The organism is Lysobacter brunescens, from assembly GCF_042677005.1.
Classification (GTDB): Bacteria; Pseudomonadota; Gammaproteobacteria; order Xanthomonadales; family Xanthomonadaceae; genus Lysobacter_I; species Lysobacter_I brunescens.
The window spans coordinates 409192-434859 of sequence record NZ_JBHTIF010000001.1; the positions used below are offsets into that span (position 1 = coordinate 409192).

Consider the following 25668-nt stretch of genomic DNA (forward strand, 5'->3'; position numbering starts at 1 on the left):
GAAGTATCCGCCCCCCTAGGTGTCGATTGGAACACTCACCCCTTCGGCTTCTTCACCGGCCGCTTCCAGCCATCGACGGTGATCTGCTTCGCGCGGGCGACGGTGAGCTTGCCCGGGGCGGCGTCCTTGTTGATCACGGAGCCGGCGGCGATGGTGGCGCCTTCGCCGATGGTGACCGGGGCGACGAGTGCGCTGTTGGAGCCGATGAAGGCGCCATCGCCGATCGTCGTCGTCGATTTGTTCGCGCCGTCGTAGTTGCAGGTGATGGTGCCGGCGCCCACGTTCACGCCTGCGCCGATCACGGCGTCGCCGAGATAGGTCAGGTGGTTGGCCTTGCTGCCGATGCCGAGCGTGGCGTTCTTGGTCTCGACGAAATTGCCGATGTGCACGCCGTCGGCGAGCACCGTGCCGGGGCGCAGGCGCGCGAACGGGCCGATGTGCGCCGCGCCTTCGGTCTTCGCGCCTTCCAGGTCGCAGTGCGCGCGCACCTCGGTGCCGGCGGCGAGTTCGACATCCTTCAGCCGGCAGAACGGGCCGATGCGCACGTTGTCGCCGAGCACGACGCGTCCTTCGAACACGACGTTCGCGTCGATCTCGACATCGCGGCCGACGATCACTTCGCCGCGCACATCGACGCGATGCACGTCGGCGAAGCGTGCGCCGTCGACGCAGAGCTTGCGCACGGCGCGCAGCTGGAAGGCGCGTTCGAGCTGGGCGAGCTGCCACGGGTCGTTGGCGCCTTCGGTTTCCTGCGGATCCTCCGCGATGACGATCTCGGCCGGGGTGAACTCGTGCGCGGCGGCAGCGAACACGTCGGTCAGGTAGTACTCGCCCTGCGCGTTGTCGTTCTTCAGTCCGGCCAGCCAGCGCTTGAGCGCGACGGCCTGGGCAACGATCACGCCGGTGTAGACCAGGTGGATGCGGCGCTGTTCCTCGTCGGCATCCTTTTCCTCGACGATCGCCGCGACATGGCCCTGCGCATCGCGCACCACGCGGCCATAGCCGAAGGGGTTCTGCATTTCGGTGGTCAGGCCTACCAGCGGCGCATCGATCGCGAGCATGCTGCGCAGGGTCGCGGCACGGTTCAGCGGCGCGTCGCCGTAGAGCACGATCACGCGCGCGTCGTCCGGCACGCCGTCCATCGCCTGCTGCACGGCGTGGCCGGTGCCCTTGCGCTCGGTCTGCTCGGCCCAGTGCAGGTCGGGCTGGTCGGCGAACGCAGCGCGGACCTGGTCGCCGCCATGGCCGTAGACCACGTGGATGCCGGCCGGTGCCAGTTCGCGCGCGGTGTTGATGACGTGACCGAGCATCGGCACGCCGGCGACCTTCTGCAGCACCTTGGGCAAGGCGGACTTCATGCGCTTGCCCTCGCCTGCGGCGAGGACGACGACGTGGAGGGGCGCGGCCATGGGAACTCCTGATCGGTGATCCGGCCATTCTACCGGCGCTGCCCGCGACCGATGCCGCCCCGCCCGGCTGCTACGATGCGTCCGCCCCCGCCACCCTGGTCCGCATGGACGTCGCTGCCGACACCCACCCGCCCTCGCCCTTCCGTCGCCCAGGCCCCCTGCTGGCCCTCGCCGGCGTGCTGGCGACCGTGGCCGGCCTGATCGGGCACGCGGTGTGGCGCGACCTGCCTGCCGAACGCCTGCTGCTGTCGCTGGTCCTCATGGCCATCGCCTGGCTGATCGCCTGGCCGCTGCGTCGCGCCTTGCGCTGGTCTGCGGCCACGGCCTTCGCTGTCGTGTGGCTGCTCGCGCTGGTGGCGTACTGCGGGCCGCTGCCGGTCCTCGCCGTGGCACTGCTCGGCACCGCTGCCTGGACGGTGGGCGACGCGCTGCTGTCGACGACATCACCGGGGCGCCCCGCGCTCGCCACCACACTCGGACTGATCCTCATCGGCATGCTCACGGGCTGGACGCTGACCTGGCCGATCCACCATCCCGTCGTGTGGATGGTGCTGCTGCTCGTGCCGATCGCGCTGCGCCACCGCACGCTGGCCACCGCCGCGCGCGATGCCGCATCGCGCTGGCGCGGCACCGTCGCCGACGCACCGCGCGCCGCTGCCTGGACGACGATGCTGCTCGGCGCGGCCTCGGTCGCGTGCTGGATTCCGACGCTGCAGTCGGACGATCTCGGCTATCACCTCAACCTGCCGATGCAGCTGATGCTGCACGGCCGCTACGCGCCCGATGCCGAATACCAGGTCTGGTCCTACGCGCCCTGGGCCGGCGACGCGCTGCACGGCATCGCCTTCGTGCTGGCGCGGCAGGACGCGCACGGCGCGCTCAATGCGCTGTGGCTCATGCTCATCGCGACCCTGATCGGCGGGCCGATGGCGACGGCCCTCCGCGCCACGTCGCTGGAACGCTGGATCGCCGTCGCCCTGTTCGCGACCTTTCCGCCGTTGGTGTGGATGGCGGCCGGGATGCAGACCGAACTGGCGTCGACCGCCGTGCTGCTCGCGCTGGTCGCGCTGGTCCTCGGCCCGGATGCCGATGCGCGCGTGCCGCGCGGGCTGTTCGCGGGCGCCATCCTGTTCGCCGGCCTGTTCGCGCTGAAGCTGGTGCATGCGCTCGCCGCGCTGCCGCTGCTGGCGTTCGCGCTGTGGCGGCATCGCACCTGGCTGCCTTGGCGCTGGCTGCCACTGGCGGCCGTGCTGAGCGCCGCACTGGCGACGTCGAGCCACGTGCATGCGTGGCTCGCGACCGGCAACCCGGTGCTGCCGATGTTCAACCACGTGTTCGAATCGCCGTTCTTCCCGCGCGAACAGTTCCACGATCCGCGCTGGCATGCCGGCTTCGGCCCCGACATCCTCTGGCGGATCACCTTCGACACCGCCCGCTACGTCGAAGGCTGGCCAGGCGGCCTCGGCTTCGCGTTGATCGCGCTCGCCGGCCTGTGGCTGCTGCGCCTGCTGCGTCCGGTGCCCGGCGGCGCGCATTCCGGCCTGTTTCTCGCCGTGACCGCCTGCGTGCTGCTGCCGCTGGTGCCGATGCAGTACGCGCGCTACGCCTGGCCGGGCATGCTGCTGTTGCTCGCGCTGCTGTGCTTCGGCGCGGAAGCGATGCTCGGTCGCCGCCTGTTCGTCTGGCTGTTCGCCGGGCTGTGTGCGCTCAACCTCGCCTATCAGGCGAACGCGAGCTGGCTGCACCATTCCGCAGCGGTAAAGCGCACGATCCGCAGCTTCGCCGAACATGATGCGGTCGTCGCCGAGTACATTCCCGAGCGCGTGCTGATCCGACGCATTCCCTCGAACGACACGCGCGCCGTGCTCGCCACCGATCCGGCGCGCAATGTCGTCGCCGAACTCGCCGGGCGCGGCCGTACGACGTCCTTGCACGACCCGTCGCTCGCTGCCGATGCGAAGTCGGCCGAGGGCGATGCCAGCGGCACGGCATGGGCCGCATTGCTCGCCCGCGGACGCATCGGCTGGGCACTGGTGAATCGTGCAACCGCCTCGCACGCGCTCGATGCGGGCCTGCGCCGCGCCGGTGCGCGACGCATCGACACGCTGCACGAGATCGAACTGTGGCGGCTGCCGCCCGCAACCGAGGACACGCCATGAGCCTGCCGCGACAGGGTGGCCACTACCTGATGATCGGCGGCGTGCAGTGGCTGGTCGACTGGGGCGTGATGGTGCTGCTCAGCCACCTCGGCCTGCCGGTGGAAGCTGCGAACATCTGCGGCCGGATCAGCGGTGCCAGCCTGGGGTTCTGGCTCAACGGACGCATTACCTTCGCCGGCAACGACACCCGCATCGGCCGGACGCAGCTGCGTCGCTTCGTCACCATGTGGCTCTGCACCACCGCCGCCAGCACGCTCGCCCTCGGCCACATCGACGACGTGTTCGGCCTGCAGTGGGCGTGGATCGCGAAGCCCATGGTGGAACTGAGCCTCGGCGTGATCGGCTTCCTGCTCTCGCGGCACTGGGTGTACAAGGCATAGGGCGCGGCTGGCCGCACCACTTTTTGTTGCCACGATCCCAAAGCCGGTGCGGCGAGCCGCTCCCTATTGCGTCATGCACTTGTTCAACGAAAAACGCCGGCTTCCGCCGGCGTTTCGGGTGTCACGGTGCGAAGCTCGACCTCAGTGCTTGAGGTTCTTGCGCAGGCGCTCCAGCGCGCTCAGCTGGGCGAGGCTCATGGCCAGCTGGGCCTGGGCTTCCTCGGCGCTCATCTTCGGATCCTTGTGCGCCAGGGCGCGCTTGGCTTCCTCGATCGCCGACTTCACCGCAGCCTCGTCGATGTCCTGCGCGCGCACGGCCGTATCGGCCAGCACGGTCACGACCTGCGGCTGCACTTCGAGGATGCCGCCGGAGATCGCGAAGTCGAGGACTTCGCCGTTCGGCTGGGTCACGATGACCTTGCCGGGCTTCAGGCGGGTGATCAGCGGCGCGTGGCGCGGCGCGATGCCGAGTTCGCCTTCTTCGCCGGTGGCGACGACCAGCGTGGCTTCGCCGTGGAAGATCTCGGCTTCGGCGCTGACGATGTCGCAACGAATGGTGGCCATGGGTATCGATTCCTGTAGGGCGGGCTTCAGCCCGCCGTTCTACTCGCAACCCCGGATGCGCGGACGCATCCGTGGTCTTGCAATGGTGAGCTCGAAGCCCACCCTACATGTGGCTTACGCAGCCAGCTTCTTCGCCTTCTCGACGGCTTCCTCGATCGAGCCGACCATGTAGAACGCCTGCTCCGGCAGGTGGTCGTATTCGCCGTCGACGATGCCCTTGAAGCCGCGGATGGTGTCCTTCAGCGACACATACTTGCCCTTCGAGCCGGTGAACACTTCGGCGACCGTGAACGGCTGCGAGAAGAAGCGCTCGATCTTGCGCGCGCGCGACACGGCCAGCTTGTCGTCTTCCGACAGTTCGTCCATGCCGAGGATCGCGATGATGTCCTTCAGCTCCTTGTACTTCTGGAGCGTGGACTGCACGCGGCGGGCGGTGTCGTAGTGCTCGTTGCCGATCACGTTCGGGTCGAGCTGGCGCGAGGTCGAGTCCAGCGGGTCGACGGCCGGGTAGATGCCGAGCGACGCGATGTTGCGGCTGAGCACCACGGTCGCGTCGAGATGCGCGAAGGTGGTCGCCGGCGACGGGTCGGTCAGGTCGTCCGCAGGCACGTACACGGCCTGGATCGAGGTGATCGAGCCGGTCTTGGTCGAGGTGATGCGCTCCTGCAGGACGCCCATTTCCTCGGCGAGGGTCGGCTGGTAACCCACCGCCGACGGCATGCGGCCCAGCAGCGCCGACACTTCGGTACCGGCCAGCGTGTAGCGGTAGATGTTGTCGACGAACAGCAGCACGTCACGGCCTTCGTCGCGGAAGTACTCGGCCATGGTCAGGCCGGTCAGCGCGACGCGCAGGCGGTTGCCCGGCGGCTCGTTCATCTGGCCGTACACCATCGCCACCTTCGACTTCTCCGGCTCCTGCACGTTGACGACGCCGGATTCCTGCATTTCATGGTAGAAGTCGTTGCCTTCGCGGGTACGCTCGCCCACGCCGGCGAACACCGACAGACCCGAATGCTCGGTCGCGATGTTGTTGATGAGTTCCATCATGTTCACGGTCTTGCCCACGCCGGCGCCGCCGAACAGGCCGACCTTGCCGCCCTTCGCGAACGGACACATCAGGTCGATCACCTTGATGCCGGTTTCCAGCAGTTCGGTGGTCGAGGCCTGGTCTTCGTACGACGGCGCTGCACGATGGATTTCCCAGGTGGTGTCGCACTTGACCGCACCGGCTTCGTCGATGGGATTGCCCAGCACGTCCATGATGCGGCCCAGCGTGCCGATGCCGACCGGCACCGAGATGGCCTTGCCGGTGTTGTCGGCGATCAGGTTGCGCTTCAGGCCGTCGGTCGAACCGAGGGCGATGGTACGCACCACGCCGTCACCCAGCTGCTGCTGGACTTCGAGGGTGATGTCGGTGTTCTGCACCTTGAGCGCGTCGTACACGCGCGGCACGTGCTCGCGCGGGAATTCGACGTCGACGACGGCGCCGATGATCTGGACGATCTTGCCTTGCGTGTTGGCAGCGGTATTCATGGAGGTTCCCGATTCGAAAATGTCTTGTTGCATGAGGTCGAGGCCGTGTCGTCGCGTCGCGGTGCCGGGTCGTCAGACCGCGGCCGCGCCGCCGACGATTTCGGAGATTTCCTGGGTGATCGCGGCCTGGCGCGCCTTGTTGTAGACGAGGTTCAGGGTGCCGATCAGCTTGGTCGCGTTGTCGCTGGCGGCCTTCATCGCCACCATGCGCGCCGCGTGCTCGGACGCCACGTTCTCCATCACCGCCTGGTAGACGAGCGACTCGATGTAGCGGGTCAGCACGTGCTCCAGCACGGCCTGCGCGCTCGGCTCGTAGATGTAGTCCCAGTCGTGCTCGGCAACGGCGGTTTCCGACGGCGGCAGCGGCAGCAGCTGGTCGAACGCCGCGCGCTGGGTCATGGTGTTCACGAAGTCGTTGTAGACGAGGAAGACCTTGTCCACGCTGCCGGCGGTGTAGGCGTCCAGCATGACCTTGATGACGCCGATCAGCTGGTCGACGTGCGGCGTGTCGCCCAGGTGCGTGACCGAGGCCAGCATGCCGACCTTGATGCGGCGGAAGAACACCGTCGCCTTCTGGCCGATGGTGACCACGTCGACTTCGACGCCCTTGGCCTGCCAGTCGCGGATCTCGACGAGCAGTTTGCGGAACAGGTTGTTGTTCAGGCCGCCGGCGAGGCCGCGATCGGAGGAGACGATCACGTAGCCGATGCGCTTGATCTCCTTGCGTTCCTCCAGGTACGGATGGTGGAACTCGGAGTTGGCCTGGGCCAGGTGGCCGACGACCTGCTTCATCGCGCGCGCATACGGACGCGAGGCCTTCATCCGGTCCTGCGCCTTGCGGATCTTGGATGCCGAGACCATTTCGAGTGCACGCGTCACCTTGCGGGTGTTCTGCACCGACTTGATCTTGGTCTTGATTTCTCTGCCGCCTGCCATCTTCGTTTCTCGCGTAGGGCGGGTCCTGGACCCACCGTTGCAGATACTGTCGCCGTGCCGAAAGGCGGGTACGAGACCCGCCCTGCGACGCGATTACCAGCTGCCCGTCGTGACGAACTCTTCGATGCCCTTCTTGAAGGAGGCTTCGATGTCGTCGTTCCAGGCGCCGGTGGTGTCGATGTTGCCGATCAGGTCGCCGTAGTTGTTGGCGAAGTGGGCCTGCAGGCCGGCTTCGAAGGCGAGGATCTTGTTGACCGGCACGGTGTCCATGTAGCCCTTGTCGACGGCGTAGATCGACAGCGACTGCTGGGCGACCGACATCGGCGCGTATTGCTTCTGCTTCATCAGCTCGGTGACGCGCTGGCCGCGCTCGAGCTGCTTGCGGGTGGCTTCGTCGAGGTCCGAAGCGAACTGCGCGAACGCAGCGAGCTCGCGGTACTGGGCAAGCGCGATGCGGATGCCGCCCGACAGCTTCTTCATGATCTTGGTCTGGGCCGCACCACCGACGCGCGACACCGAGATGCCGGCGTTCACGGCCGGGCGGATGCCGGCGTTGAACAGATCGGTTTCGAGGAAGATCTGGCCGTCGGTGATCGAGATCACGTTGGTCGGCACGAACGCCGAGACGTCGCCCGCCTGGGTCTCGATGATCGGCAGCGCGGTCAGCGAACCGGTCTTGCCCTTCACGGCGCCGTTGGTGAACTTCTCGACATACTCTTCCGAGACGCGCGCGGCGCGCTCGAGCAGGCGGCTGTGCAGGTAGAACACGTCGCCCGGGTAGGCTTCGCGGCCCGGCGGACGGCGCAGCAGCAGCGAGATCTGGCGGTAGGCCACGGCCTGCTTGGACAGATCGTCGTAGATGATCAGCGCGTCTTCGCCGCGGTCACGGAAGTACTCGCCCATCGTGCAGCCCGAGTAGGCGGCGATGTACTGCATCGCGGCCGATTCGGACGCCGAGGCGGCGACGACGGTCGTGTAGGCCATCGCGCCGTTCTCTTCGAGCTTGCGCACGATGTTCGCGATGGTCGAGTTCTTCTGGCCGATCGCGACGTAGATGCACTTGATGCCGGAATTCTTCTGGTTGATGATCGCGTCGATCGCCAGCGCGGTCTTGCCGGTCTGGCGGTCGCCGATGATCAGCTCGCGCTGGCCGCGACCGATCGGGATCATCGCGTCGACCGACTTGTAACCGGTCTGCACCGGCTGGTCGACCGACTTGCGCCAGATCACGCCGGGCGCGATGGTTTCGACCGGCGCATGGACCTTTGCCTCGATCGGGCCCTTGCCGTCGATGGCTTCGCCCAGCGCGTTCACGACGCGGCCGAGCAGTTCCGGACCGGTCGGCACCGAGAGGATCTGGCCGGTGGTCTTGGCGGTGTCGCCTTCGCGCAGGTGCTCGTAGTCGCCGAGGACCACGGCGCCGACCGAGTCGCGCTCCAGGTTCAGGGCGAGCGCGGTGGTGTTGCCCGGCAGCTCGATCATTTCGCCCTGCATCACGTCGGCCAGGCCGTGGATGCGCACGATGCCGTCGGACACCGAGGTCACGGTGCCTTCGTTGCGCGCTTCGGCGGCGAGCTTGACCTTCTCGATGCGGGTCTTGATCAGTTCGCTGATTTCGGACGGGTTGAGCTGGGAGGTAGCCATGGTTGTTTCCTGGTTTGAAAGCAGGCCGCGGCCCGCCTCTTCAAGTGTGTGTTATTGCGCCAGCGCGGTCTGCAGCCGGGCGAGCTTGCTGCGCAGCGAACCGTCGATCACCACGTCGCCGGCGTCGATCACCGCGCCGCCGATCAGGCTCTCGTCGACCGCCGTCTGCAGCTCGACCTCGCGGCCGAAGCGGCGCTTGAGGGCGGCCTTGATGCCGTCGACTTCCGAAGCCTGCAGCGCGGTGGCGGAGGTGACCTTCGCCTTGACGATGCGTTCGGCGTCGGCGCGCAGTTCCTCGAACAGCCCGGCGATTTCCGGCAGCAGCGGCAGGCGGCGGTTGTCCGCGAGCAGTGCGAGGAAATCAGCGAAGGCCTGCGAGGAGGACTCCGGCGACAGCAGGGCGACGGCGTCGGCGCGACCCAGGTGCGGGTGGCCGAGCAGTGCCTGCACGCGGGGATCGGCGGCGACCTGCGATGCGAACGCGAGCGCGTCCGACCATTGCTGGGCGGCACCGGCGTCGCGCGCGAGCGCATAGGCGGCGCGGGCGTAGGGGCGTGCGAGAGTGAGGGCCTGGCTCATCGGTGGTTGCGTCCCGTCAGAGCTGGGCGGCGAGGTCGTCGATCAGCGCCTTGTGGGCGTTGGCGTCGATTTCGCGCTTCAGCAGCTTCTCGGCACCCGACACGGCCAGGGCGGACACCTGCTTGCGCAGGTCTTCCTTGGCGCGATTGGCGGCTGCGGCGATTTCGGCCTCGGCCAGCGCTTTCTGCCGGTGGGCTTCGGCGACGGCTTCGTTCTTGGCCTGGTCGATGATCTGGTTCGCGCGCTGGTGGGCCTGTTCGATGATCTCGTTGGCCTTGCCGCGGGCGAGCTTCAGCTCTTCGTTGACCTTCTCTTCCGCCTGCTGCAGCAGCGCCTGGCTGTTGTCGGCGGCGGCGAGGCCTTCGGCGATCTTCTGCTGGCGCTCTTCGATGGCCTTCAGCAGCGGCGGCCAGATCTTGGTCGCGATGATCCAGATCAGACCAGCGAACGCGAGCGCCTGGGCAAATAGAGTGAGATTGATGTTCATGCGTAGGGCTCTGCCTGAAGTGACGGGAAAGGGCGCCGCAAGGCGCCCGTCCTTTCAGTCACGACGCGCGCGGACGGGCCGTGCGCGTCGTCGATCCGCTGGAGACTGGATCAGCCGGCGAGACGCGCGGCTTCGGCCAGCAGGGCCGAGGCGAGCGGGTTGGCGAAGGCGAGCAGCAGGGCCACGGCGACCGTGATGATGAACGCGGCGTCGATCAGGCCGGCGGTGATGAACATGCGGACCTGCAGGACCGGGATCAGTTCCGGCTGGCGGGCGGCCGATTCCAGGAACTTGCCGGCCATGATGGCGAGGCCGATACCGGCGCCGAGCGCGGCGAGGCCGATCATGATGCCGACGGCGAGAACGGTCGAAGCCTGAACCGAAGCGAGGTGGGCGAGGATTTCCATGGTGATCTCCGAAGCGAGTGCGTAAGGGTGGAAGGGTGAGACGAAATGAAGTGGGGTTCGCGCGGCGAAGCGATCAGTGCGCTTCTTCCGAGAGGCTGAGGTAGACGATCGACAGCATCATGAAGATGAAGGCCTGCAGCGGAATCACCAGCAGGTGGAACAGCATCCAGCCGAGGCCGAACGCGCCGCCCGCGAGGGCACCGAGCAGGCCGGCGCCGCCGAGCACCCAGATGAGCAGGAAGACGATCTCGCCACCGAACATGTTGCCGAACAGTCGCATGGCCAGCGACACCGGCTTGCTCAGCCATTCGACGATGTTGAGGAGGAGATTGAAGGGCATCATCCACTTGCCGAACGGCGCGGTCAGGAACTCGTGCGTGAAGCCGCCGAGGCCCTTCGAACGGAGGGCGAAGATGAGCATCAGGAAGAACACGCTGATCGACATGCCGAGGGTGGCGTTGACGTCGGCGGTCGGCACCGGCTTCCAGTACGGAACGCCGAGCATTTCCAGCGGGAGCGCGATGAAGTCCGCCGGGATCATCTTCAGCAGGTTCATCAGCAGGATCCAGAAGAACAGGGTGATCGCGATCGGCGTCACCAGCTTGCTGGAACCGTGGTAGGTGTCGCGCACCTGCTTGTCGACGAACTCGAGCATGATCTCGACGAACGCCTGCCACTTGCCGGGGACGCCGGCGGTGGCCTTGCGGGTGCCTGCCCAGAAGGCGAACACGATGACCAGGCCCAGTGCGAAGGACGTGATCAGGGTATCGACATGCAGCGTCCAGAAGTTCCCCTCGCCGACCGAAGCCGTGAGGTTCTGCAGGTGGTGCTGGATGTAACTCGTGGGAGTGAGTTCGTGGTGCTCGCCCGCCGCCATAGGTACAGACCTTTCAAGTTGAATTGGGGTTTCAGCGCCTGACCATCGCAACGAACTGCGCGGCCAGCGCGACCAGGACTCCGGCCAGAAGAGGCAGCGCAGGAAGGCGCCAGAGGAGGAGACCCAGGGAAAACACGGTGAAGACCAGCAACCACTTGAGGACCACGCCGCCGAACATGCGGGCCAGCGCGACCCCGGAGGGCACCACGTCGCGTCGCAGCGACCAACCGGCCGACAGCGCCGCACCCAGCGTGACCGCCCCGCCCCCCGCGAGCACGGCCAGCGCGCTCTCGACACCCAGCGCGAGGCAGACCAGCGAGGCTGCGCACAACGCGATCACCTGGTAGGCGATCGCGCGTCGCGCCAGCCGGCGACCCGCAGCGACAGAATTCAGCACGCGCGGCACCCGGTAAATGGCGAGAAGCGGCGGAACGGCGATCCGGCGTCGAACCGACATCGAAAAGCGCCCCGCGAAGCCGCAAAAGTATAGCAGCGGGGGCTTTTGAGGGGCAACCGCGACTGTCCCGGGACAGCGGGAGCTGGCCGGCACCCCCGGATCGATAGCCGGCGCCTATCGATCCATTCCAAATCTTTGATTTGCAAGGGCTTGCGGTTCGTCGCACCCTGCAGATCCGTTCCTTCCGGAGCCCGCCATGGCCAAGACCCTCAGTTTCGCCGGCCTGCACATGGGCACCGCCTTCGGTATCGGCTACGCCATGACCGGCAGTCCTTGGGTCGGCGGCGCCCTGGCCCTGGTCGAGCCGGCCTGCAATACGGTGGTCTTTCACCTGCACGAAAAGGTATGGAAGCGGATCGAGGCCCGGCGTGGCGCCGGAAGGCTGATCGGTACCTGAATCCAGCCGCCGGCCCGCCGGAACTCGACGCGCAGCCGCCAGTCTCATCCTTCGCCTGCAAACATCTCCCTCGGTCGTAACAGGCAGCGAAGCCCCGGCATGTCCGGGGCTTCGTTTTTGCGGCGATCAGGCGTCCAGCGCCCAGTCGGCGGCAGCCTCGGCGTGGATGCGCGTGGTGTCGAACAGCGGCACAGTGGCATCGCCCTCGCCCACCAGCAGTCCGATCTCGGTGCAGCCGAGGATCACGCCCTGCGCGCCGCGCGCGACGAGGTCGGCGATGATCGCGCGGTAGGCCTCGCGCGAGGCGTCGAGGATGCGCCCCAGGCACAGTTCGTCGTAGATCACGCGGTGGACGATCTCGCGCTGCGGCGCCTCGGGCACGATCACGTCGATGCCTGCGATCTCGATGCGATGACGATAGAAATCGCGCTCCATCGTGAAGCGCGTGCCCAGCAGCGCCACGCGCGACAGGCCTGCGGCGCGGATGCGCGCGGCGGTGGCGTCAGCGATGTGCAGCAGCGGGAGGTCGACCGCCGCCTGAATCTGCGGCGCGACAAGGTGCATGGTGTTGGTGCAGACGACGATCCCGTCGGCGCCCGCCGCACGCATCCCGCGCGCGGCATCGGCGAGGATCGCGCCGGCAGCATCCCAGTCGTCGGCACGCTGCAGGGCCTCGATGTCGGCGAAGTCGACGCTGTGCAGCAGCAACTTCGCCGAATGCAGGCCGCCGAGGCGCTGCCGCACCCGTTCGTTGAGGATGCGGTAGTAGGGAATCGTCGATTCCCAGCTCATGCCGCCGATCAGCCCGAGCGTGCGCACGGGCTTACTTCTTCTTCGGGATGTACAGGTCGGTGATCGTGCCGTCGAACACTTCCGCCGCCATGCCCACCGATTCGCTGAGCGTGGGATGCGGGTGGATGGTGTGGCCGATATCCTCGACTTCGCAGCCCATTTCGATGGCGAGTGCGGCTTCGGCGATCAGGTCGCCGGCATGCACGCCGACGATGCCGGCGCCGATGATGCGGTGCGTGGCCTCGTCGAAGATCAGCTTGGTGAAGCCTTCGGTGCGGCCAATGCCGATGGCGCGGCCGGAGGCGGCCCACGGGAACTTGCCGACGCCGACCTTCAGGCCCTTCGCCTTCGCTTCGGTTTCGGTGACGCCGACCCAGGCGATTTCAGGATCGGTGTAGGCCACCGACGGAATCACGCGCGCGACCCACTCCTTCTTCTCGCCAGCGGCGACTTCGGCGGCGAGCTTGCCTTCGTGCGTGGCTTTGTGGGCGAGCATCGGCTGGCCGATGATGTCGCCGATCGCGAAGATGTGCGGCACATTGGTACGCATCTGCCGGTCGACCTCGATGAAGCCGCGATCGGTCACCGCGACGCCTGCCTTCTCCGCATCGATCTTCTTTCCGTTCGGCGCGCGGCCGACGGCGACCAGCACACGGTCGTAGGTGTCCTTCGCGGGAAGGCTCGCGCCTTCGAAGCCGCAGACGATGCCGGCCTTCGTCGCCTTTGCTTCGACGACCTTAGTCTTCAGATGGATCGCGATGCCCTGCTTCTTCAGGCGATCGGCGAGCGGCTTGATCAGGTCGGTGTCCGCGCCGGGCATGATCTGGTCCATGAACTCGACCACGGTGACTTCGGCGCCGAGCGCGCGATAGACCGTCGCCATTTCCAGGCCGATGATGCCGCCGCCGACGACGAGCAGGGACTTCGGGATGTCCTTCAGCTCGAGCGCGTCGGTCGAATCCATCACGCGCGGATCCTCCCACGGGAACGCCGGCAGCTTCACCGGCTGCGAGCCGGCGGCGATGATGCACTGCTCGAAACGGACCAGCTGCGTACCGGCGTCGCCGGTGACTTCGATCTCGTTCGCCGACACGAACCGGCCGACGCCCTGCAGCGTGCGCACCTTGCGCTGCTTGGCCATGCCGGCGAGGCCCTTGGTGAGCTGGCCGACGACCTTCTCCTTGTAGCCGCGCAGCGCGTCGAGCGCGATCTTCGGCGCACCGAAGTCGATGCCGTAGTCCTTCGCATGCGCGGCTTCGTCGATCACGTTCGCAGCGTGCAGCAGCGCCTTCGACGGAATGCAGCCGACGTTGAGGCAGACGCCGCCGAGGCTCGCGTAGCGCTCGACCAGCACAGTGTCGAGGCCGAGGTCGGCGCTGCGGAACGCGGCGGTGTAGCCGCCGGGACCGGCGCCGAGCACGAGCATGCGGCATTCGACGTCGGCCTTGCGGCCGGTGGATGCGGCGGCAGCGGGTGCGGGCGTCGCGGCAGCAGGCGGTGCGGCAGGCGCAGGGGCAGGGGCAGCGACAGGTGCCGGCGATGTCTCCGCTTTCGGTGCAGCGGGTGCGGCGCCCACGCCGTCTGCGCTTTCCAGAATCGCGATCACGCTGCCTTCCGACACCGTGTCGCCGAGTTTGACCTTGAGTTCCTTCACCACGCCGGCGGCGGACGAGGGCACTTCCATCGTCGCCTTGTCCGACTCCAGCGTGACCAGACCCTGATCCTTGGCCACGGTGTCGCCGGGCTGCACCAGAATCTCGATGACCGGGATGCCGTCGAAATCGCCGATGTCGGGAACCTTCACTTCGATCGTGTTCGTCATTGTCGGCACCTCAGAGCAGCACGCGGCGCATGTCGGCGAGGACCTGCGCCAGGTATGCGGTGAAGCGCGCGGCGGCAGCGCCGTCGATCACGCGGTGGTCGTAGCTCAGCGACAGCGGCAGGATCAGGCGCGGGGCGAACTGCTTGCCGTCCCAGACCGGCTTCATGGCCGACTTGGAGACGCCGAGGATCGCGACTTCCGGCGCGTTGACGATCGGGGTGAAGCTGGTGCCGCCGATGCCGCCAAGCGAGCTGATCGAGAAGCAGCCGCCGCTCATGTCGGCCGGGCCGAGCTTGCCGTCGCGGGCCTTCTTCGCCAGTTCGCCGGTTTCCTGCGCAATCTCGATGACGCCCTTCCTGTCGACATCGCGGACCACCGGCACGACGAGGCCGCCGGGGGTGTCGGCGGCGAAGCCGATGTGGAAATACTTCTTCAGGACGTGGTTGCCGTCGGCGTCGAGCGACGAATTGAAATCCGGGTACTTCTTCAGCGCAGACACTGCGGCCTTCATCAGGAAGGCAAGCATGGTGAGCTTGATGCCCGCCTTCTCGTTCTCCTTGTTGAGCGCGACGCGCAGCGCTTCGAGATCGGTGATGTCGGCATCGTCGTGCTGGGTGACGTGCGGGATCATCGCCCAGTTGCGGGCCAGGTTGGCGCCGGAGATCTTCTTGATGCGCGACAGTTCGCGCACCTCGACTTCGCCGAACTTGCTGAAATCGACCTTCGGCCACGGCAGGAGGTTGAGTCCGCCACCACCACCGGCGACCGGTGCGGCGGACGCAGCGCCGCCCTGCATGGCCGACTTCACGAAATTCTGCACGTCTTCCTTGCTGATCCGGCCACCGCGCGCGCTGCCGCTGACACGGGCCAGGTCGACGCCGAGCTCGCGGGCGAACAGGCGCACCGCCGGGCTGGCGTAGGGGACCTTGTCGGGCAGCACGGCAGCGGCTTCGAAGCGTACCGGCGGCAGGCCTGCGCCCATCGGATTCGCGGCGGGCGCGGGCGGCGCGGCAGGCGCGGGTGCCGGTGCGGCAGCAGGCTTGGGCGCTTCCGCCACGGGCGCGGGCGCCGGTGCAGCGGCGGGCGCAGCCGGTGCAGTCGCTTCGGGGGCGCCTTCGGCGGGCTCGATCAGTGCGACCAGCGCGCCTTCGGACAGGGTGTCACCCAGCTTGACCTTGAGTTCGCGCACGACACCGGCGAAGGGCGCGGGCACTTCCATCGTCGCCTTGTCCGATTCCAGCGTCACCAGGCCCTGGTCCTTGGCGACCGTGTCGCCCACGGCGACCAGGATCTCGATCACCGGGATGTCGGAGAAATCGCCGATGTCGGGGACGTGCGCTTCCTTCAGTGCTGTCATGTCTGGGCCTTGTGCAATGGGGGGTCACGGTGGGGGTGCCGGGCACGGATGCGGTTGCGCGCACGCGCGGCGTATACGGTCGCTATTGTGGACGCGGACCGCCCGTCCGCCAACCAGACGGCAGCGTATTGAAATCGAAAACTCAGGGCCGAACCCGGTCAGCGCACGGCGGCGGCGCGCGCGGCTTCGTACTGTTCGATGAAACGATCGACGGAGGTGCTCGCGATGGCGGCGGCCACGGGCGCAGACAGCAGGTCGTCGAGACGCTTGAAGCGCAGGCAGCACTTGCCCATGTCCAGGCGCCGGCCGGCGGCGGCGTAGGCGTCGCGGAGAACGCGCTCCTGCTCGGAGTCGGCGTACGCCATGTTGAGATAGATCGCGAAGTACTGCTTCTGCGCGGCGAAGGCCGCATAGGCCAGCGGCTTGCGGTTGTAGGTCTTCGGATAGCGGGACAGCGGCACTTCGTACGAAGGCATGCCCCAGGTCATCGCCTCTTCGTAGCCGGGCGGCAGGTGCTCGCGGATGAGGGCACGGATGGCGGCCGCGGAGGCGCGACGCTCCGGCGGGAGTTCGAGCAGATAGGCGTCGACCGTGGGCGCGGCGCTGGTCACCATCCTCAGGGGCCTTCCATGAAGCGGATGACATAGAAACCTGCGCCTGCCGGATCGTCGATGCGAGCGATGCGTCCGACCCCGGGCGCGTCGAAGGCCGGGAAGCAGAGCGCGCCGCCGAGCGCCACGGCCCTGTCGACGGTGGCATCGACGTCCTCCACCTGCAGGTAGATCGACCAGTGCGAGGGCATGTCGCCCCATTCCTCGGTCATGCGCAGCAGGCCGCCAAGCATGCCGTCGCGGTTTGAGAAGATCCGATAGCCGCCAGGCGGCGATGCCTGGTGATCGCCCATGGTCCAACCGAAGAGGCCGGCATAGAACGCTTCGGCACGCGCGAGGTCGCGCGTGGCCAGTTCGACCCAGCACACGGCATTGGGTTCGCGGATCGCGCCGACGCCGGGATGCTGGCGAGGCTGATCGAGCATGAACACGGCCTGCTCGGGATCGGCGCAGACCGCCATGCGCAGATCGTCCATCACCTCGAACGGCGGCGCGAGCACCGTGCCGCCGCGGTCGGCGACCGCCGCAGCACTGGCGTCGGCATCGTCCACCTGGAAATACACGCCCCAGTGCGGCGGCGCGCCGCGTTCGCGCTGTTCCGGCGTCAGCGGGGATGCCGCAGCGACATCGCGGCCACCGAGCTGGAAAATCGTGTACTGGCCATATTCGCCCATGTCGTGGCGCTGCAGGGTCCAGCCGAACAGCGCGCCGTAGAAGGCCTCCGCACCAGACGGATCGGTCGTCATCAACTCGAACCAGACCGGCGAACCGGCAGCGTGGGTCAGGGTCATGGTCGTGCACTCTCCGGGCGATGTCCCCGAAGGTACACGTCGTGCGCGTCGCCGTCATGGCGCGATGCAGCGCACCCTCGTTCCCGACACGACGAAGCCCGGGCGTGCCGGGCTTCGTCGCAAGCGATCAGGCCGGGATCGAACTCAGCGTTCGTCGCCCATCACGCGCAGGCCGAACACCATCGAGGCGAACGTCACGTTCTGGGCCGCGCCGGTCACGTTGAGACGGACAGTCGTCGGCTTGTTGAAGAACTTCGTGGCCTGCGCCTCTGTGAGGCCGTAGTTGTCGATCAGCGCCTTCTTCGACACGAAGCCCGCCATGCAGACCGTGGAATCGCGGGTGCGCTCGCTGAAGCTCACGCCCGGATCCAGCGGGACCACGAAACTTTCGCTGGAGCTCATGCTCGTCAGCAGCTTGCCGCCGAACGGCGCGCCGGTGGTGGGATCGATCAGCGCCGGATCGTCGAGCACCGGGTTCTCGATGGTCAGCGTGGGGTTGTAGCGCAGGCGGCCGTAGGCAGGCGTGGTGCCGAAGTTGCCGTAGCCGATGTTGAGCACCGGCGAGAACCAGTAGCAGAGGATCGAGTTCGACGCCTTGGCCGGCAGCTTGATGCGCGCGGCATCCTGGAAATTGAAGTTGGTGAAGGCCGGCGCCGGAGCGAGCACCTGGCAGAGCTCGTCCGGATTGGCCGGATCGACCGGGCAGGTATCGCTCAGATTGATGAAGGCGCTGGCCAGGCCGAGGTAGGTGACGCTGCGCTTGAACGAATCGACGTCGTACACGTCGTCGATCGTCGGCGCAGCCGGCGCGCGTGCGGCGATCTTCGGTGCGGATGCGCGCGAGGCAGCGATGGCCTTCTGGCTCTGGATGCGCTGCTGCTGGCGTGCGCCAGTCGGCAGGTCGGGCGACACCGCCTCGATGATGTCGTCGCGGCTCGGCCCGCGCTGCTGGGCGAACACGGCGATGGAGGCCAATGCGGCGACGGCGATACCGATGGACAACAGGGTCTTGCGTGACATGAACGACGCTCCAGAGGTGGACAGGTACCCGATCTGAACGCCGGCGCGCGGATCTGCAGGCCACCGTTCGTCCGGTGCCGCACGGGCGACCGGACGAACGGTGCGCGGCATCAGTCGCCGACCACGCGCAGGCCGAACACCATCGAGGCGTTGCTGACGTGCTGCACGCTGCCGCTCACGTTGAGGCGGACAGTGATCGGACCGGCGAAGAAATCGTCCGCCTGCGCCGGGGTCAATCCGTAGTTCTGGATCAGCGCCTTGTGGCTGAGGAAACCGGCCATGCACACGGTGGAATCGCGGCTGCGTTCACTCAGCGTGACGCCAGGCTCCAGCGATTCCTGGAAGCTCTCGCTTGAGGTCATGCTGGTCAGCAGCTGGCCACCGAACGGCACACCAGTGGTGGGATCGATCAGCGCCGGATCGGACAGCACCGGGCTTTCGATGGTCAAGGTGGGGCTGTAGCGGAAGCGGCCGATCACGCGGCTGGCGGTGACGTTGCTGTAGGTGACGTTGAGCACCGGCGAGAACCAGTAGCACAGCAGCGAGTTCGATGCGTACTTGGGCAGTTTGATGCGCGCGGCGTCGCTGAAAGTGAAGCTGGTCGAGGCGCCCGGCGTCGCATTGAGCTCCTGGCAGTACTCATCGGGCGTGGTCGGCTTGGGACAACCGCTCTGCACGTTGATGAAGGCGCTGGTCAGGCCCAGCCAGCGCACGTTGCGGCCGAAGGAATCGACGTCATACACCTCGTCCTCGGTGACCGGATAGAGCGGCGACGCCAGTCGCGCCGTCACCGGCACGCGGCGCGCGGCGGGTTTGGCGACGGTGCCGGCGCGCTGCGAAAGCAGGCGTTGCTTCGGCGTGGCGACGATGTCGGCCGAGCGGCCGCGCACCAGTTCGTCGCGCAGCAGGGTGCCCTTCTGGGCGAAAGCGGCGATCGACACGGTGGCCGCGACGGCGAGGCCGAGGGCGAGGACATGCTTGCGTTGCATGGATGGAACTCCGTTTGCGTGGGTGGCAACCGGAGCAGAACGCGGGCGCGACGCGGGACAGGACAGTGCGCCGGACCGGTGCGGGGGCGATGCCCGCACCGGCCACGGCGCGACGTGGCTCAGTCGCCGACCACCCTCGTCCCCATCGTCAGATACGCTGAGTACACGTTCTGGGTCAGGCCGGTGACGCCAAACTGGAGCCGCATCGGCCGGCGGAAGAGTTCGTCCGCCATCGTTTCGCTCATGCCATAGGCTTCGATCAGGGTGCGGCGGTTCACGATGCCGCTGAGGCAGAGCTGGCTGTTGCGCGAACTCTCGTTGTAGACCACGCCCGGTTCCAGCGGACGCGTCATGTTGTTGTAGTGCGAGGCCATCTGCATCACCCATTTGCCGCTCGACCACGGCACGGCGGGCGTGATCCCGGCGGACGGGCCGGACGTGCTGCTGTCGTCGTTCAGCACATCGCTGTAGATCACGACCATGGGCGTGGTGCGGAAGATGCCGTAACGACGGGCGCTGGTGTTGTTCTGGAAGTTCACGCTCTGCACCGGCGACACCCACTGGCAGATCAGGGACTGGGCAGCCTGCGGCGGCAGTTCGATCGAGGTGGTCGACCACAAGGTGAAGGACGTGGGGGCGTTGACGTCGACGATCGGCTGGCAGATCTCGTCGGGGCGCGCATTGGCACGGGGACAACTGGCCTGGAAGGCGACCTGCATGAAGTGGATGCCCAGCCACTTGAGCGGGCGGCCGAAAGAGTCCGCATCGCCGACCTGGTCATGCGTGACCCCGTAGTCATTGGGCAGGTTGGACGCGGCCTCGACCCGAAGACCAGGCTCGGCCATGGACACCGGCGCGGACACCAGGTCGGGCGACGGCGCGGGCGGTGCCGGAGGCGTATCGGGCCCGAACAGGTCGAACTGCTGGGCGTAGACGACGGCCGAGGCCAGGGCAATGGCGGCGGCGAGAGCGGCGAGTCGGGTGGTCTTGGTCATGGGGCTGGATCGATCCTGTGCGGAAGGCGGAGGGACTCAAGCGCCCGGGGGCAAGCCACCACAGCGCTCGAGGCAGCGCATCTTTCCGAATCGATTCAATGGTTTGTAGCGAAAACCGGGATTTGTGCCCGGCTTGTGCCCGCGATCCGGGGATCGCGGGCAGTCCATGGCTAGGAAACCAGCCGGACACAGTGTCAATCGCCGATCAGGCGCGTGCCGAACAGGATGTAGCCCTGGCGGATGTTCCGCGCCACGCCCTTGAGGCCGATGCTGATCTGCATGGGCGAGGCGAAGACCTGGTCGGCGGTGGCCTCATCCAGGCCATAGCGCTCGATCAGCGCGCGCCGCGACACCATGCCGGCCAGGCACACCTGGCTGTCGCGCGAGCGCTGGCCGAACACCACGCCGGGCTCCAGCGCCATGTTCACGAAGCTGCCGTGGCTGGTCAGCGGCATGACGATCTTGCCGTCGAAGGGCTGGCCGGTGATCGCGTTGACCTGTCCGATCAGGACGTCGCTGCGCACGGTCACCACCGGCCAGTAGCTCAGGTAGCTGTAGGCGCGCGTCGTGCCGCTGTTCTGGTGGGTCAGGCCGATCTGCGGCGAGAACCACTGGCAGATCTGCGAGGTGCTGGCACGCGCAGGCAGGTCGATCTTCGCCACATCGGGGACATCGAAGAGGGTTTCGTTGGCCATGTTCGGGATGCGCACGCAGGGTGTCGTCGGCGACAGGTCCGCGCGCGGGCAGCCGATGTCGAGCCACATCAGGCCCTGGGTCAGGCCCAGCCAGCGCAGGTTGCGGCCGAAGGAGTCGGCATCGCCGACCTGGGCGTGGTCGACCCCGTAATCGTTCGGCAGGTTGGGCGCCATCTCGGGCAGGTCGGCGAGCATCGACGTGGGTGCGGACACCGCCCGCTCGCCCTCGATCTCGTAGCGCGGGTCGACCGGAGGCGGCAGCGGCCCGCCGGCGTCGAACAACGCATCGCGCTGGGCATAGACCGCCGCAGCGGCGGCGAACAGGGTCGTGGTGAGCAGGACGCAGGCGGTGCGGGAAAGTGTCTTCATCGGATCGATTCATCGGGTCACGGCGCGGGCGACAACCGAAGGACGCCTGCGCCGGGATCGCGCCCTTCGGAGGCGCGCATCTTTCCCAATCGATTCAATGATTTGTAGCGAAAACCGGGATTTGTGCCCGGCTTGTGCCCGGGATCCGGACAGACGCGTCGGTCAGGGATGCTCGGCCTCGACGTGGACCCGCTCGCGGTGCAGCAGGTACAGGCCGCTGAGGACGATGATCGCGGCGCCGACCCAGGTCATGCCGTCGGGCAGCACGCCCCACAGGCTGAAGTCGAGCATCACGCCCCACAGCAGGGCGGTGTATTCCAGTGGCGCGATCGACGAGGCCTCGCCCTGGCGGAAGGCCTCGGTGACGCAGTACTGGGCCAGCGCGCCCGACAGCCCGATCCCGGCGATCAGCCAGCCGTGACCGCCGGCCACCGGCACCCAGTCCGGCCAGGCCAGCACGCCGGCGCCGAGGGCGATGCTCGTCATCAGCCAGACCACCATCGACTGGGTGCTGTCGGTCCGCGCCAGTACGCGCACGGTGATCGCGGAAACCGCGTAGCCCAGGGCCGAAAGCAACACCGCCAGGCCGGCGAAGGTCAGCACGCCCTCGCCGCTCGGGCGCAGGACCACCATCACCCCGGCAAAACCGACCGCGATCGCCGTCCAGCGTCGCGGGCCGACCTTTTCGCCCAGCACCGGCACCGAGAGCGCGGTGATCAGCAGCGGGGCGACGAAGAAGATGGTGTAGGCCGTCGACAGCGGCAGCGTGCGCAGCGCCGAGACGAAGGTCGCCATCATCAGCACGCCCATGACCCCGCGGAACAGGTGCAGCGGCCAGCGCACCCGGAACAGCGGCGTCACGCCGACCGTGGCCAGCGCCCAGACCAGCACGAAGGGCAGCGAGGAAGCGCCGCGGATGGCCGCGACCTGGAACGGCGGATAGTGCGCCGACAGGAGCTTGAGTCCGGCATCCATCAGGGCGAACAAGGCGACCGCGACGAGCATGAGCACGACGGCGCGCCAGCGCAGGCGCACAGGAGAGGCGTGGGGAGTCATCGCGCAAGGATACCGGCCGGGCCGGATTCGACCACCCCGGGCCACGGGACACTGCGTGCGGGTGACCCGGAGACGGTGTTTTCGACGTTTGCCCGGGCGACATCCATCCCGCTTCCCGAGACCGCACATGACGCCGAACACCGCCCGCGCACTGCCCCTGCTCTGCCTGCTGTCGTCCGCCCTGTGGCTGTCGGCGTGCAACCGCGAGGCTCCGGCCGAGCCCGCACCGCCCGCTCCCGTGGCGGCCCCGACCGCGCCGGCGGCACCCGCGCCCGAAGCGCCGGTCGCCGCGCCGGCTGCGGATTTCGACCCGGCCAGCGTGCCCGAGAGCACCGCCGTGCTGCCGCCGTTCCCGTTCTTCGACATTCCCGAAGGGCTGACCAGCACCTTCGACGAGAAGGACAAACACGTGAACTTCGACCGTCACTTCTTCATCGCCGGCAGCAAGGCCGTGGCGGTGGAAGGACGGATCTTCCACGACCGCTTCAACCTCGCCGGAGACGGCCGCAAGTACAGCGACATCGAATTCCGCCGCAACTACGAGAACGCCATCCAGGCGCTGGGCGGCAAGAAGATCAACACCACCGGCTACACCTACGAGGTGATGGAGGCCGCCGGCGGCCGTGACGCGCTGGAGAAGGTCAACCATGCGGCGCCGATGAATCCCGACTCTCCGCACGACATCTACCTGCTCCGCCAGGGCGGCAAGGAGTGGTGGATCGACGTCAGCACCGGATCCTTCCCGCTGCACGGCCATGTCGTGGTGCTCGAAAAGGCCGGCATGAAGCAGTCGCTGGGCTTTCTCGATGCCGCCGCGATGAAGCAGGCCATCGACAAGGACGGCCGCGTCGCGCTGTACATCAACTTCGACACCGACAAGGCCACCCTGCGCCCCGACGCGCAGCCGGTGATCGACGAGATCGGCAAGCTGCTCGACGGCGACGCCACGCTGAAGCTGTCGATCGAGGGGCATACAGACAACACCGGCGCCGCCGCGCACAACCTGCAGCTGTCCACGGCCCGCGCGCGCAGCGTGCTCGGCGCGCTGGTCGGCCTGGGCATCGACCCGGCGCGGCTCAGCTCGAAGGGCTTCGGCCAGGACAAGCCCATCGCCGACAACGGCACCGAGGACGGCCGGGCGAAGAACCGCCGCGTGGAGCTGGTGAAGCGCTGAGCCGCGTGTTTCAGAAAGCCCCGTTTGCGAGGGGGGCGACACGCAAAGCGTGGCGGGGGGATTTGCGAACGCAAGTGTTGCGCCTGAACCGTCGTGAACGGCGATCGGTCGCAAATCCCCCGCGGCCGCTTCGCGCCCGCCGCCCCCTTTTCCAAAGGGGGCTCGGTCCAGACGCGAGCCTTGAATCGGTCAGGAAAGCCGATCGGTTACCCTGTGCACCCCCGACCCACACCGCTGCCGCCATGCCCTCCTTCGACATCGTCTCCGAAGTCAACGTCCACGAACTGACCAACGCCGTCGACCAGGCCAACCGCGAGTTGTCCAACCGCTTCGACTTCAAGAACGTCGATGCCAAGTTCGTGCTGGAAGACAAGCTGATCAACCAGTCGGCGCCCAGCGAGTTCCAGCTGCAGCAGATGACCGAGATCCTGCGCGCGCGACTGATCGCACGCGGTATTGACGCGCGCTGCCTCGACTTCGGCGATGTCGAGACCAACCTCGCCGGCGCGCGCCAGAAGGTCACGGTCAAGCAGGGCATCGAACGCGAACTGGCGAAGAAGATCCAGGCCGCGATCAAGGACGCCAAGCTCAAGGTCGACTCGCAGATCAACGGCGACAAGCTGCGCGTCACCGGCAAGAAGCGCGACGACCTGCAGGCCACCATGGCCCTGCTCCGCGCCCAGACCTTCGAGCAGCCGCTGCAGTTCGACAATTTCCGCGACTGATCCGATGCAGGACCCGGATCGCAACGACGACGCCCCCGAACTCGCCGCCACCCGCCGCTGGCTGGAACGCGCGGTGATCGGCCTGAACCTGTGCCCGTTCGCCAAGGCGGTGCATGTGAAGCAGCAGGTCCGCTTCGTGCTCAGCGATGCCGAGCTGGAGGACGATCTGCTGGAGGAACTGGCGGAGGAGCTGCTGCGCCTGCGCGACACGCCGGCCGAGGAAGTCGACACCACGCTGCTGGTGCATCCGCGCGTGCTGGGCGATTTCCTCGACTACAACGACTTCCTCGACCGCGTCGACGCGCTGATCGAGGCGCTGGACCTCGACGGCGTGCTGCAGGTTGCGAGCTTCCATCCGCAGTACCAGTTCGCCGACACCGATCCGGACGACCCCGGCAACGGCACCAACCGCGCGCCCTACCCGACCCTGCACCTGCTGCGCGAAGACAGCCTCGATCGCGCGGTCGCCGCGTATCCCGATCCGGACGCGATCGTGCAGCGCAATCTGGAGACGATGGAGAGGCTCGGACTGGACGGCTTGCGCCGATTGCTCGACGACGAGGCAACGCCATGCGCATGACTCGCCTGGTCGTGACCTGCCTGCTCGCCACGGCCTGCATCGATGCGGCCGCCTGCAGCCCCATGCCGCCGCCGTCCCAATTGCACGGCGAGCGCGATGCGGACTATCGCAGCCGCGCATGGCAGGAACGGCTGGCGATGCCCACCTACACGAACATCTTCACGGCGCGGGTGGTCGCGACGATTCACGACGAATCCAGCACGCGATCGCAGCCGCCGTATCACGTGGTCGTGCATGTCGCCGATGTGCGCGTGCATCGCGGCAAGGCGCCACCGGACGGCGTGCTCGTCGTCGACAGCTGCGGCGGCGTTCCGCAGGACAACGGTCGCCTCCTGGTCGCGACCCACGACGACTACACCATCAACGGCGCGAATGTCTGGGCCGATGAACGCGAGTTCCAGGCGCTCGAACGAGCCCTGCATCGGCAGCCGCCGCATCGCGTGAATGCGCCATAGGGGGCGATTCATCGCACCGCTTTTATTCGCGAGGCGTCTTGAAGCGATGCGATGAATCCTGAGCTATCCCCGGTTTTTTGCAGAAACCCTCGGGATCCTTCGTTCGCCAAACAATCCGTCAGCTACCGCCGGTTTTGATCTTGATCTACCGGGGCCCCTGGTTGCGACGGGTTTCGCGGATCAGGCCCGCAGGGCGCGCGGCAGGACGCCGCGCGTTTTTCGACAAGACACGGACGTCTTGTCGAAAAACCCCGCGAAGCCCGTGGACCCGGCGCGCAGCGCCGGGCGCAACCGACGGGGTGTGCTTTCTTTGGGCCACTCTTTCTTTGCACAAGCAAAGAAAGGTGGCTCGCTCGCGACAGCGAGCGAAACACTGGGTCGGCGGAAAATCCTTCCGACTGCTTTGAA

Annotated in this window: 27 protein-coding genes; 7 read left to right on the plus strand and 20 right to left on the minus strand. The window is 67.3% G+C overall.

The window, feature by feature from the left end:
• Positions 1-35 precede the first annotated feature (35 nt).
• Positions 36-1409 carry a bifunctional UDP-N-acetylglucosamine diphosphorylase/glucosamine-1-phosphate N-acetyltransferase GlmU gene (gene glmU / locus ACFQ0E_RS01765; protein ID WP_386821986.1) on the minus strand — a complete coding sequence of 458 codons (1374 nt, stop codon included), beginning with the start codon at positions 1407-1409 and terminating at the stop codon, positions 36-38.
• A gap of 104 nt (positions 1410-1513) precedes the next feature.
• Here glmU and ACFQ0E_RS01770 point away from each other — a divergent pair, with 104 nt between their 5' ends.
• Positions 1514-3568 carry a hypothetical protein gene (locus tag ACFQ0E_RS01770; protein WP_386821987.1) on the plus strand — a complete coding sequence of 685 codons (2055 nt, stop codon included), beginning with the start codon at positions 1514-1516 and terminating at the stop codon, positions 3566-3568.
• The gene (locus tag ACFQ0E_RS01775; protein ID WP_386821988.1) at positions 3565-3948 is read left to right on the plus strand and encodes a GtrA family protein; all 384 of its coding nucleotides are present in this window, start codon (positions 3565-3567) and stop codon (positions 3946-3948) included. The genes ACFQ0E_RS01770 and ACFQ0E_RS01775 overlap by 4 nt, the downstream gene beginning before the upstream one ends.
• 141 nt (positions 3949-4089) lie before the next feature.
• Here the strand turns inward: ACFQ0E_RS01775 and ACFQ0E_RS01780 are convergent, their stop codons facing one another.
• From ACFQ0E_RS01780 to ACFQ0E_RS01820, 9 genes are all read right to left on the minus strand, one after another.
• Positions 4090-4512 carry a F0F1 ATP synthase subunit epsilon gene (locus tag ACFQ0E_RS01780; protein ID WP_386821989.1) on the minus strand — a complete coding sequence of 141 codons (423 nt, stop codon included), beginning with the start codon at positions 4510-4512 and terminating at the stop codon, positions 4090-4092.
• A gap of 114 nt (positions 4513-4626) precedes the next feature.
• A complete protein-coding gene (gene atpD, locus ACFQ0E_RS01785; protein WP_386821990.1) occupies positions 4627-6045 on the minus strand; it encodes a F0F1 ATP synthase subunit beta in 1419 nt (472 codons plus the stop codon).
• Between the two features lie 72 nt (positions 6046-6117).
• A complete protein-coding gene (atpG, locus tag ACFQ0E_RS01790; RefSeq protein ID WP_386821991.1) occupies positions 6118-6981 on the minus strand; it encodes a F0F1 ATP synthase subunit gamma in 864 nt (287 codons plus the stop codon).
• Between the two features lie 93 nt (positions 6982-7074).
• Complete coding sequence (gene atpA / locus ACFQ0E_RS01795) at positions 7075-8625, minus strand: F0F1 ATP synthase subunit alpha (RefSeq protein ID WP_386821992.1); 1551 nt, start codon at positions 8623-8625, stop codon at positions 7075-7077.
• Positions 8626-8676: 51 nt separating this feature from the next.
• Positions 8677-9204 (minus strand): F0F1 ATP synthase subunit delta, encoded by a 528-nt coding sequence (locus ACFQ0E_RS01800; protein ID WP_386821993.1) that lies wholly within the window; start codon positions 9202-9204, stop codon positions 8677-8679.
• Between the two features lie 16 nt (positions 9205-9220).
• Positions 9221-9691 carry a F0F1 ATP synthase subunit B gene (locus tag ACFQ0E_RS01805; protein WP_137853404.1) on the minus strand — a complete coding sequence of 157 codons (471 nt, stop codon included), beginning with the start codon at positions 9689-9691 and terminating at the stop codon, positions 9221-9223.
• Between the two features lie 110 nt (positions 9692-9801).
• A complete protein-coding gene (gene atpE / locus ACFQ0E_RS01810) occupies positions 9802-10104 on the minus strand; it encodes a F0F1 ATP synthase subunit C (RefSeq protein ID WP_137853405.1) in 303 nt (100 codons plus the stop codon).
• Between the two features lie 67 nt (positions 10105-10171).
• A complete protein-coding gene (gene atpB, locus ACFQ0E_RS01815) occupies positions 10172-10975 on the minus strand; it encodes a F0F1 ATP synthase subunit A (RefSeq protein WP_386821994.1) in 804 nt (267 codons plus the stop codon).
• A 31-nt stretch (positions 10976-11006) separates the two neighbouring features.
• The gene (locus ACFQ0E_RS01820) at positions 11007-11372 is read right to left on the minus strand and encodes a hypothetical protein (RefSeq protein ID WP_386821995.1); all 366 of its coding nucleotides are present in this window, start codon (positions 11370-11372) and stop codon (positions 11007-11009) included.
• A gap of 256 nt (positions 11373-11628) precedes the next feature.
• On the opposite strand from ACFQ0E_RS01820, the gene ACFQ0E_RS01825 reads away from it, so the two are divergent.
• The gene (locus tag ACFQ0E_RS01825) at positions 11629-11829 is read left to right on the plus strand and encodes a DUF2061 domain-containing protein (RefSeq protein ID WP_386821996.1); all 201 of its coding nucleotides are present in this window, start codon (positions 11629-11631) and stop codon (positions 11827-11829) included.
• Positions 11830-11955: 126 nt separating this feature from the next.
• Here the strand turns inward: ACFQ0E_RS01825 and ACFQ0E_RS01830 are convergent, their stop codons facing one another.
• The 10 genes from ACFQ0E_RS01830 to ACFQ0E_RS01875 form a co-directional block, all read right to left on the minus strand.
• Entirely contained in the window at positions 11956-12648 is a 693-nt protein-coding gene (locus ACFQ0E_RS01830) for an aspartate/glutamate racemase family protein (RefSeq protein WP_386821997.1), read from the minus strand.
• A 4-nt stretch (positions 12649-12652) separates the two neighbouring features.
• A complete protein-coding gene (lpdA, locus tag ACFQ0E_RS01835) occupies positions 12653-14443 on the minus strand; it encodes a dihydrolipoyl dehydrogenase (protein WP_386821998.1) in 1791 nt (596 codons plus the stop codon).
• A 10-nt stretch (positions 14444-14453) separates the two neighbouring features.
• Positions 14454-15800 (minus strand): dihydrolipoyllysine-residue acetyltransferase, encoded by a 1347-nt coding sequence (gene aceF / locus ACFQ0E_RS01840; RefSeq protein ID WP_386821999.1) that lies wholly within the window; start codon positions 15798-15800, stop codon positions 14454-14456.
• Between the two features lie 158 nt (positions 15801-15958).
• Positions 15959-16414: a DUF1801 domain-containing protein gene (locus ACFQ0E_RS01845; protein WP_386822000.1), complete on the minus strand. Its 456-nt coding sequence runs from the start codon at positions 16412-16414 to the stop codon at positions 15959-15961.
• 2 nt (positions 16415-16416) lie between these two features.
• The gene (locus ACFQ0E_RS01850; RefSeq protein WP_386822001.1) at positions 16417-17202 is read right to left on the minus strand and encodes a VOC family protein; all 786 of its coding nucleotides are present in this window, start codon (positions 17200-17202) and stop codon (positions 16417-16419) included.
• A 144-nt stretch (positions 17203-17346) separates the two neighbouring features.
• Complete coding sequence (locus ACFQ0E_RS01855) at positions 17347-18222, minus strand: hypothetical protein (RefSeq protein ID WP_386822002.1); 876 nt, start codon at positions 18220-18222, stop codon at positions 17347-17349.
• Positions 18223-18332: 110 nt separating this feature from the next.
• Positions 18333-19211 carry a hypothetical protein gene (locus ACFQ0E_RS01860; protein ID WP_386822003.1) on the minus strand — a complete coding sequence of 293 codons (879 nt, stop codon included), beginning with the start codon at positions 19209-19211 and terminating at the stop codon, positions 18333-18335.
• Positions 19212-19330: 119 nt separating this feature from the next.
• Complete coding sequence (locus tag ACFQ0E_RS01865; protein ID WP_386822004.1) at positions 19331-20206, minus strand: hypothetical protein; 876 nt, start codon at positions 20204-20206, stop codon at positions 19331-19333.
• Positions 20207-20400: 194 nt separating this feature from the next.
• A complete protein-coding gene (locus ACFQ0E_RS01870) occupies positions 20401-21270 on the minus strand; it encodes a hypothetical protein (protein WP_386822005.1) in 870 nt (289 codons plus the stop codon).
• 162 nt (positions 21271-21432) lie between these two features.
• Positions 21433-22326 carry a DMT family transporter gene (locus ACFQ0E_RS01875; protein WP_386822006.1) on the minus strand — a complete coding sequence of 298 codons (894 nt, stop codon included), beginning with the start codon at positions 22324-22326 and terminating at the stop codon, positions 21433-21435.
• A gap of 127 nt (positions 22327-22453) precedes the next feature.
• Here ACFQ0E_RS01875 and ACFQ0E_RS01880 point away from each other — a divergent pair, with 127 nt between their 5' ends.
• The 4 genes from ACFQ0E_RS01880 (at position 22454) to ACFQ0E_RS01895 (ending at position 25260) form a co-directional block, all read left to right on the plus strand.
• Entirely contained in the window at positions 22454-23500 is a 1047-nt protein-coding gene (locus ACFQ0E_RS01880; protein ID WP_386822007.1) for an OmpA family protein, read from the plus strand.
• A 242-nt stretch (positions 23501-23742) separates the two neighbouring features.
• Positions 23743-24225, plus strand: a complete 483-nt coding sequence (locus ACFQ0E_RS01885; RefSeq protein ID WP_137853417.1) for a YajQ family cyclic di-GMP-binding protein — start codon at positions 23743-23745, stop codon at positions 24223-24225.
• A 4-nt stretch (positions 24226-24229) separates the two neighbouring features.
• Complete coding sequence (locus ACFQ0E_RS01890) at positions 24230-24805, plus strand: DUF1415 domain-containing protein (protein WP_386822008.1); 576 nt, start codon at positions 24230-24232, stop codon at positions 24803-24805.
• Complete coding sequence (locus ACFQ0E_RS01895; protein WP_386822009.1) at positions 24796-25260, plus strand: hypothetical protein; 465 nt, start codon at positions 24796-24798, stop codon at positions 25258-25260. The genes ACFQ0E_RS01890 and ACFQ0E_RS01895 overlap by 10 nt, the downstream gene beginning before the upstream one ends.
• Positions 25261-25668: the final 408 nt, after the last annotated feature.

Coding starts and splice junctions, on each gene's coding strand:
- glmU (WP_386821986.1), bottom strand. CDS start 1,409: ATGGCCGCGCCCCTCCACGTCGTCGTCCTCGCCGCAGGCGAGGGCAAG.
- ACFQ0E_RS01770 (WP_386821987.1), top strand. CDS start 1,514: ATGGACGTCGCTGCCGACACCCACCCGCCCTCGCCCTTCCGTCGCCCA.
- ACFQ0E_RS01775 (WP_386821988.1), top strand. CDS start 3,565: ATGAGCCTGCCGCGACAGGGTGGCCACTACCTGATGATCGGCGGCGTG.
- ACFQ0E_RS01780 (WP_386821989.1), bottom strand. CDS start 4,512: ATGGCCACCATTCGTTGCGACATCGTCAGCGCCGAAGCCGAGATCTTC.
- atpD (WP_386821990.1), bottom strand. CDS start 6,045: ATGAATACCGCTGCCAACACGCAAGGCAAGATCGTCCAGATCATCGGC.
- atpG (WP_386821991.1), bottom strand. CDS start 6,981: ATGGCAGGCGGCAGAGAAATCAAGACCAAGATCAAGTCGGTGCAGAAC.
- atpA (WP_386821992.1), bottom strand. CDS start 8,625: ATGGCTACCTCCCAGCTCAACCCGTCCGAAATCAGCGAACTGATCAAG.
- ACFQ0E_RS01800 (WP_386821993.1), bottom strand. CDS start 9,204: ATGAGCCAGGCCCTCACTCTCGCACGCCCCTACGCCCGCGCCGCCTAT.
- ACFQ0E_RS01805 (WP_137853404.1), bottom strand. CDS start 9,691: ATGAACATCAATCTCACTCTATTTGCCCAGGCGCTCGCGTTCGCTGGT.
- atpB (WP_386821994.1), bottom strand. CDS start 10,975: ATGGCGGCGGGCGAGCACCACGAACTCACTCCCACGAGTTACATCCAG.
- ACFQ0E_RS01825 (WP_386821996.1), top strand. CDS start 11,629: ATGGCCAAGACCCTCAGTTTCGCCGGCCTGCACATGGGCACCGCCTTC.
- lpdA (WP_386821998.1), bottom strand. CDS start 14,443: ATGACGAACACGATCGAAGTGAAGGTTCCCGACATCGGCGATTTCGAC.
- aceF (WP_386821999.1), bottom strand. CDS start 15,800: ATGACAGCACTGAAGGAAGCGCACGTCCCCGACATCGGCGATTTCTCC.
- ACFQ0E_RS01845 (WP_386822000.1), bottom strand. CDS start 16,414: ATGGTGACCAGCGCCGCGCCCACGGTCGACGCCTATCTGCTCGAACTC.
- ACFQ0E_RS01850 (WP_386822001.1), bottom strand. CDS start 17,202: ATGACCCTGACCCACGCTGCCGGTTCGCCGGTCTGGTTCGAGTTGATG.
- ACFQ0E_RS01855 (WP_386822002.1), bottom strand. CDS start 18,222: ATGTCACGCAAGACCCTGTTGTCCATCGGTATCGCCGTCGCCGCATTG.
- ACFQ0E_RS01860 (WP_386822003.1), bottom strand. CDS start 19,211: ATGCAACGCAAGCATGTCCTCGCCCTCGGCCTCGCCGTCGCGGCCACC.
- ACFQ0E_RS01865 (WP_386822004.1), bottom strand. CDS start 20,206: ATGACCAAGACCACCCGACTCGCCGCTCTCGCCGCCGCCATTGCCCTG.
- ACFQ0E_RS01870 (WP_386822005.1), bottom strand. CDS start 21,270: ATGAAGACACTTTCCCGCACCGCCTGCGTCCTGCTCACCACGACCCTG.
- ACFQ0E_RS01875 (WP_386822006.1), bottom strand. CDS start 22,326: ATGACTCCCCACGCCTCTCCTGTGCGCCTGCGCTGGCGCGCCGTCGTG.
- ACFQ0E_RS01880 (WP_386822007.1), top strand. CDS start 22,454: ATGACGCCGAACACCGCCCGCGCACTGCCCCTGCTCTGCCTGCTGTCG.
- ACFQ0E_RS01885 (WP_137853417.1), top strand. CDS start 23,743: ATGCCCTCCTTCGACATCGTCTCCGAAGTCAACGTCCACGAACTGACC.
- ACFQ0E_RS01890 (WP_386822008.1), top strand. CDS start 24,230: ATGCAGGACCCGGATCGCAACGACGACGCCCCCGAACTCGCCGCCACC.
- ACFQ0E_RS01895 (WP_386822009.1), top strand. CDS start 24,796: ATGCGCATGACTCGCCTGGTCGTGACCTGCCTGCTCGCCACGGCCTGC.